Genomic DNA, 6607 nt, shown 5'->3' on the forward strand with positions numbered 1-6607 from the left:
ACCAGACATGGCAGGTGACGACGACATCTCCGGGTGATACCGGAGGTTGACCGGCCCCGGCAGGCGCACATGACCGCCGCCGATGTGGCCCTCGTCGTCGTTCCCCGAATCCCTGTCCCCTTGCCGGGCGGCTCCGGCGCGCCCGGATCACGTACGAGGTCTCTCGCATGTCCGATGCGTTCATCGTCTGTTCTCACCTGTCCTTCTCCTGGCCTGACGACACGCCCGTCTTCAGTGACCTGTCCTGCACCGTGGGCAGCGGCCGTACGGGTCTCGTCGCCCCGAACGGCGCGGGCAAGAGCACGCTGCTCAAGCTGATCGCCGGCGAGTACCGGCCCGGTGGCGGAAGCGTGTCCGTCAGCGGCGTGCTCGGTTACCTGCCGCAGAGCCTGCCCCTCACCGGCGACCTGACCGTGGCCGAGGTCCTCGGCATCGCCCCGGCGATCGCCGCGCTGGACGCCATCGAGTCGGGCGACACCAGTGAGGAGCACTTCACCACGATCGGCAACGACTGGGACATCGAGGAGCGCACCCGCGCCCAGCTCGACCGGCTCGGGCTCGGCGACATCGCGTTCGACCGCACGCTGCGCACGCTGAGCGGCGGCCAGGTCGTCTCGCTCGGCCTGGCCGCGCAACTCCTCAGGCGGCCCGACGTCCTGCTGCTCGACGAGCCGACGAACAACCTCGACCTCGGCGCGCGCCGCAGGCTCTACGACGTGCTCGGCGACTGGAACGGCTGCCTGCTCGTGGTCAGCCACGACCGGGTCCTGCTCGACCGCATGGACCGCATCGCCGAACTCGACCGGGGCGAGATCCGCTTCTACGGCGGCGACTTCACCACGTACGAGGAGACCGTACGCGCCGGGCGGGAGGCCGCCGAACGGAACGTGCGCAGCGCCGAGCAGGAGCTCAAGCGCGAGAAGCGGGAGATGCAGCAGGCCCGCGAGCGGGCCGAGCGCCGGGCGGGCAACGCCGCCCGCAACCTCAGGAACGCCGGGCTGCCGCGGATCTTCGCCGGGAACATGAAGCGGGGCGCCCAGGAGTCGGCCGGGCGGGCGGGCCAGATGCACGCCGCCCGCGTCAGCGACGCCAAGGCCAGGCTCGACGAGGCCGGGCGGGCTCTGCGCGACGACCAGAAGATCTCACTGGAGCTGCCGGGGACCAACGTGCCCGCCGGGCGCACGGTCTTCCTCGGCGAAGGTCTGCAGGCCCGCGGCCTGTTCGCCGAGCCGGGCATCGACCTGACGGTCCGCGGACCCGAGCGCATCGCGCTGACCGGCCCCAACGGCGCGGGCAAGTCCACCCTGCTGCGCCTGATCAGCGGCGAGCTGGAGCCGGACGGCGGCAGGACCAGGCGGGCCGACGGCCGGGTCGCCTACCTGTCGCAGCGGCTCGACCTGCTCGACGTCGAACGCACCGTGGCGGAGAACCTGGCCGCGTTCGCCCCCGGCATGCCGGAGGCGGAGCGGATGAACCTGCTCGCCCGCTTCCTGTTCCGTGGCGCACGGGCGCACCTGCCGGTGGGCGTGCTGTCGGGCGGTGAACGGCTGCGCGCCACGCTGGCCTGCGTGCTGTGCGCCGAGCCGGCACCCCAGCTCCTGCTGCTCGACGAGCCCACCAACAACCTCGACCTGGTCAGCGTGGGGCAGTTGGAGAGCGCGCTCGGCGCCTACGAGGGGGCGTTCGTGGTGGTCAGCCACGACGAGCGGTTCCTCGCGGAGATCGGGGTGGATCGGTGGCTGGAGCTGTCCGGCGGCCGTCTCCTGGAGACCGGAGGGCCCGCCGGTGAGTGACGCGCTGCTCGCCCGCGACCTCGTTCGTACGCTGGGCACACGGCGGGTGCTCGACGGCGTCACTCTCACCGCCGCCCCCGGCCGCCGAATCGGGCTGATCGGGGAGAACGGCGCGGGCAAGTCCACCCTGCTGCGGCTGCTGGCCGGGGTGGACCAGCCCGACTCCGGCACTGTCGTCCGCCCCGCCGACCTCGGCTTCCTGCACCAGGAGATGCCGTTCGACGGCCGGTCCACGATCGCCGACGTGCTCGACAACGCCCTGCGCGAGGCGCGTGCGGACCTGACCGAGCTCGACCGGCTCACCCGTGCGCTCGCCGCCGCCCCGGACGACGCCTGCCTGCTCGGCGCGTACGGGGCGCGGCTGGAGCAGGCGCAAACAACGGCCCCGATCTCCGGATCGTGAAGAGTGAGCACCCGGACGGGGCCGCAGAGATGATCGTGGCGGCCGGTCCGGAACGGCCGTGGTCAGGTCACCCGTGTCATTCGACGGCAACCCGACCCGGAGCGCGGGGCCGTCAGGCCCGAGCGCGGGAAGCGGGGCGGCAGCTTTTACGGTACGCGAAAGCTTCGCGTCCTATTGCAGAGGAAGCCAGGAGGGCCACCAAGGCGGGACACAATCACCCGGAGTTCCTACGGTGGCAACGTCGTAAAGGATCATCGCCATTGGTCCCGAAATCGAAACAAGAATGGCGAGAGTCACCATGGCCGCCTTCAGCCAGCCACGTTCGGCAAACCATGGCAGGCGGGCGAGGAGATCGATCGGCAGGGAGACGAGCACCGAGACGCCCGAAACGACGGGAAATATGACGAGCCTGCTTGCCGCCCACATGAATCCGGCAAGCCCCTCGCCGACACTCAGATCACCGAGACAGTAGCGTTGCGTTCGAGCCACCAGAACAATATCCAGAAGAGTTCCGAGCGTTGCCCAGGTCAATGCGACGGCCACCAGCGTTCCGCAGCCCATGGCCCAGAACACATCGTCGGCTCCCGATGTGTTTCTCTCAGTCACGAAGCGATCAAAACAGATTCCTGTGACCATCGGGCGCAGAGAATGTAAGGGTACGGTGCAGACTCCTCCCGGCTCCCCCTCACAGGTGTCCCGCGCGCCCGGTCGCCCCCGAGCGGGAGAAGCCGGCGCGCGGTACAACGGCCGTGCCCATGCGAGGCGGTCGGGGGTTGTAAAGCGGTTGGAACCGGCGACGGAGCGGCGGCAGCGCGCACCCGGGGCGGGTGCGCTCGGTGCGTCGGGCGGCGGGCGTATGCCGTGCCGGTCCGGGTGACGGGCGTACGCCGTGCCGGTCCGGATGGCACGGGCCGGGACCGGCGTCAGGACCGCACGCCCGGCCCGCCGGCCGGTTCGGGACGGCGGTCACGGAGGCGGTCCACCGCAAGCGGATCCGCCCGGTGCCGCCCGGTGGCGTGGAGGCGATGGACCGGATCTTCATGTGAGCGGAGCGGCAGCCACTCAGATGGTCACCCGGAATGCAGAAAGGGTGTCTCCCTTTCGGGTGACACCCTTGCCGACCAGCCAAAGCATGGTCGGGACGACAGGATTTGAACCTGCGACCCCTTGACCCCCAGGCAAACCGGGAGGGGGCGGGATCATGGGTTACACCTGCCCCCACCTGCGCAGACAGTCCATGGCGATCCACCGTTGTCCGACCTTGTCCAGGGTCGTTGTCACTCAGTTAGTCACCCAGGATTCACGCTCCCCGTGTGCTCCTTCGGGTTCTCCGCCCAGATATCCCGGCCGTTGCTCCACAGTTCGGAGGCGTGGTACCCGAACCGGTCGAACAGGCCGTCGTCCTGGTAGCGGCGTAGGTGCAGCATCGGCGAATCGTGCCCGACCAGATTGGCCAGGTGCGGTGTCACCAGCATCTCGGAGTCGAACCGGAAGACGCTCATCGCGATGTGCTCGTCACCGAACCGCGCCTCGATGCCGGGCACCCCGCGCACCTGCTCGATCTCCGACAGGGTGATCCGGATACGGGTGGAGACGGTCAGCGGGACGTCCTCCACCTCCTCACGACGGCGGGTGACCTCACTGTCCGGGTCACCTATGAGGAAACGGATCTTGCAACCCTGCTCGGCCTTGCGCCTGAGAACCTTGGCCAGGTTGGGATGTTCCAGCCACAGAAAGTAATTGGTGTATCCAGCGAAGACGATCTCATTTCGGGCTGAGCTGATCAGGTTGCGCCAGATCGATTTCGGACAGGCGGACCGGTAGGGGTAAACGGTCAGGACTTCTCGATCCGGGCCGGTTTTCACGGTGTTACGGATAGCCTCTGGCCACAACACGGACGTATCAACTCCTAATACCTCAGCAGCGGCCCACTGGTGCCGAAGGTGCGGAATGCGCGTCTCATCCTGCAACCAGCGTTCCACCGTTTTAACGTCCACCCCACAGCGTTCCGCCAGACTTTGATTGCCGACCTGCGCATCGCGCATGGCACGGCGTAAGGCGACGTTGGCCACGGTACACCTCTGGGCGCTGAGGACGTCAGGGACGTTTTCAACTCTAACGTTGAAACGTCCTGGACGTCTCCGGAACGCGGTGGGATCGTCACCCGAACGAAACGACGCTTACCCCATGTCAACCCCCGTGATTCTGGAAGACCTCCAGGCCGCTTTTCCCGGATGGTGCATATGGCGTAGTTCTGCGGGCCGCTTGTGGGCTACCCGGAATGGCCGACATCTCACCGATGAAGAAGTGAACCGCGGCCTCTGCCAGACGATCGATGCCGACGACGTTCCCGAACTCGCCCAGCACCTTCGCGACCAGGAAGGGCTGGAGTCATGAATGCCACGACGGCCGTGGGACCGCGCTCAAGCCACCGCCTGGTGTCACCGCACAACGGCCCCGCTCTCCAGGCAGTGAAGAGCGAGCACCCGGACGGGGTCATGGAGATGATCGTGGCGGCCGGTCCGAAGGAGACGGCGTAGTGGTACCGCACCAAAGGCGGGACGTGGTTCCCGCGCGGTCTCCGGCAGCGCTGGCCACGGCTCAGCGGCTTCGGGCGGCCCTGGCGCGGCACGGGATCAGCGCCATCGTCAAGGGTGACGACGGGCTGGCGATGGTCTCGGTCTGCGCGGGCCTGACGGTGTGGTGCAACGGGGAACGGTTCTGGTGGTACGCCAGGTGGGATGCGCAGCGCCGCTGCCGGGTGAACGCCTCGCAGGAGGTGAGCGCGCTCGACCGGGCCGCCGAGAGGATCGCCGCCCACCACGCCCGCTTCTGGCAATCGCCCCCCGGCTCCGCGCACCCCGGCGGAGCCTCGACATGACCGGCACGACGGGCCAGGACGCGGTCCTCCCCGTGGTGGGGAAACCGGCGCTCGCGCGGCCCGCGGCAGAACTGCGCGACGGCTACGGCCTGCTGTTCGCGCGGGATGCAGGTAACTCGTTTGTGGTCCGGCCGGTACGGGCGGAGGACTGGTCGGCGGACCGGCAGGGGGTGACGGATCCGGTGTGGGCACGCGTCACTGACCTTCGGCGGGTGCCCGCAGGGCGGAATCTCGACTTCCTCGATCTGTACTGCGAGTTCATGCCCGCTGGGTCGCTGGCGATCACCGTGCTCAGTGATGCTCTGGTGGTGGCGGACCTCCACGGGACACCTCGACATCACTCCTGAAAGCCGGTGTGGCGGCACGGGACCTTCCTTCCTCTTCCCGCACCCGCGCCGCCGCACCCGACCCGAGATGGCCGCGATCAGGTCGCCCGTTTCATCCGATGGCAACCCGACCGTCATTAGCACCGGAAGCGGGGCGGCGTGCGCCACGAGGCGCTGTTTGACCGTGCGGAGGTGGAAGACCTTCGCCGATGGCTCGTCGTAGCGGGCCGTTGAAGTAGGAGGCAGTCTGACCCCGGAGGCGCGGGTGAGGGCGGAAAGCAGCCTCGACGACGTCAGGGCGTGCCGGTACTGCCGGACGGTGCGGGCCTGGTCAACGAGCGGGAAAGGTGTACGTGAGGAACCAGTGGTGTAACGCCCTTCAAGGCTTCCACCAGCTCAAATCCGGTGGATATGGGCTGGGTCGCGGTGCGCACCCGCCGGGCGAGTGCCCGGTTGGGGAACTCCTGGGCCGGTTGTCGCGCCTGGCCAGGAGGCTCTGGTGAAGGTCTACGGCGTAGCCAGGGCGATGCCGCAGGGGCATAGCTGGACACCTCCTCTCGCGAGCGGTCAGCAGTGAACGTGGGAACCATCTCGCGCCGCTCCCCGCACTTGGATCGCCCCGGCGAAGTTGGAGGCTAGATCGCTTGGTTCTCGGCCGTCAGGTCAGTGCCGGCGGTCGATCGGTGGAACGTCTCCTCGTACTCGGCCGGAGGGACGTTCCCGCAGTAAGAATGTAGCCGTTCAGAATTGAACCAGGCAACCCATTCCATCGTGGCGATAGTCACGTCCATGACGCCTTTCCAGCCGCCATGGAAGTCGATGAGCTCCTTCTTGTAGAGACTGTTCAGGGACTCGGCTGCTGCATTGTCATACGAGTCACCCTTGCTGCCAACAGAACGCGCCGCGCCGACCTGGTCGAGCCGTTCCGCGTAGCGGATGGAAGTGTATTGAACTCCTCTATCCGAGTGGTGGACGAGGCCGCCGACGTCACCTCCGCGAGACCAGATCGCCATTTCCAGGGCGTCGAGTGCCAGGTCAGCGCCCAGGTGGTCGGCGACCTGCCAACCGACGATCCGCCGCGAGTACAGATCCTGCACGAACGCGGTGTAGACCCAGCCGGCCGCGGTCGCCACATAGGTGATGTCCGCGACCCATCGCAGATCCGGCCGGTCAGCGGTGAAGTCGCGTTCCAGCAGGTCACCCG

8 protein-coding genes are annotated in these 6607 nt (G+C 68.0%); 5 read left to right on the top strand and 3 right to left on the bottom strand.

The window, feature by feature from the left end:
• Window positions 1–167: 167 nt before the first annotated feature.
• Complete coding sequence (locus tag ABD841_RS05585) at window positions 168–1793, top strand: ABC-F family ATP-binding cassette domain-containing protein (RefSeq protein WP_344968518.1); 1626 nt, start codon at window positions 168–170, stop codon at window positions 1791–1793.
• Entirely contained in the window at window positions 1786–2196 is a 411-nt protein-coding gene (locus tag ABD841_RS05590) for an ATP-binding cassette domain-containing protein (RefSeq protein WP_344968519.1), read from the top strand. Before ABD841_RS05585 ends, ABD841_RS05590 begins: the two co-directional genes overlap by 8 nt.
• 171 nt (window positions 2197–2367) lie before the next feature.
• On the opposite strand, the gene ABD841_RS05595 is transcribed toward ABD841_RS05590, so the two are convergent.
• Window positions 2368–2832 carry a hypothetical protein gene (locus ABD841_RS05595; protein ID WP_344968521.1) on the bottom strand — a complete coding sequence of 155 codons (465 nt, stop codon included), beginning with the start codon at window positions 2830–2832 and terminating at the stop codon, window positions 2368–2370.
• Between the two features lie 653 nt (window positions 2833–3485).
• Entirely contained in the window at window positions 3486–4268 is a 783-nt protein-coding gene (locus ABD841_RS05600) for a hypothetical protein (RefSeq protein ID WP_344968523.1), read from the bottom strand.
• A gap of 321 nt (window positions 4269–4589) precedes the next feature.
• Here ABD841_RS05600 and ABD841_RS05605 point away from each other — a divergent pair, with 321 nt between their 5' ends.
• From ABD841_RS05605 to ABD841_RS05615, 3 genes are read left to right on the top strand one after another with little or no spacing between them, the layout of a single operon-like run.
• Window positions 4590–4736, top strand: a complete 147-nt coding sequence (locus tag ABD841_RS05605; protein ID WP_344968525.1) for a hypothetical protein — start codon at window positions 4590–4592, stop codon at window positions 4734–4736.
• Window positions 4736–5077 carry a hypothetical protein gene (locus ABD841_RS05610; RefSeq protein ID WP_344968526.1) on the top strand — a complete coding sequence of 114 codons (342 nt, stop codon included), beginning with the start codon at window positions 4736–4738 and terminating at the stop codon, window positions 5075–5077. The genes ABD841_RS05605 and ABD841_RS05610 overlap by 1 nt, the downstream gene beginning before the upstream one ends.
• On the top strand, window positions 5074–5424 hold the full coding sequence (locus ABD841_RS05615) for a hypothetical protein (protein WP_344968527.1): 351 nt from the start codon (window positions 5074–5076) through the stop codon (window positions 5422–5424). Before ABD841_RS05610 ends, ABD841_RS05615 begins: the two co-directional genes overlap by 4 nt.
• A gap of 614 nt (window positions 5425–6038) precedes the next feature.
• On the opposite strand, the gene ABD841_RS05620 is transcribed toward ABD841_RS05615, so the two are convergent.
• Window positions 6039–6607, bottom strand: a 569-nt coding sequence (locus ABD841_RS05620) for an IS3 family transposase (RefSeq protein ID WP_344968528.1), incomplete at its 5' end; no start/stop codon positions are given.

It is taken from the genome of Streptosporangium fragile (assembly GCF_039534445.1).
Taxonomy (GTDB): domain Bacteria; phylum Actinomycetota; class Actinomycetes; order Streptosporangiales; family Streptosporangiaceae; genus Streptosporangium; species Streptosporangium fragile.

Coding starts and splice junctions, on each gene's coding strand:
- ABD841_RS05615 (WP_344968527.1), top strand. CDS start 5,074: ATGACCGGCACGACGGGCCAGGACGCGGTCCTCCCCGTGGTGGGGAAA.
- ABD841_RS05605 (WP_344968525.1), top strand. CDS start 4,590: ATGAATGCCACGACGGCCGTGGGACCGCGCTCAAGCCACCGCCTGGTG.
- ABD841_RS05585 (WP_344968518.1), top strand. CDS start 168: ATGTCCGATGCGTTCATCGTCTGTTCTCACCTGTCCTTCTCCTGGCCT.
- ABD841_RS05595 (WP_344968521.1), bottom strand. CDS start 2,832: ATGGTCACAGGAATCTGTTTTGATCGCTTCGTGACTGAGAGAAACACA.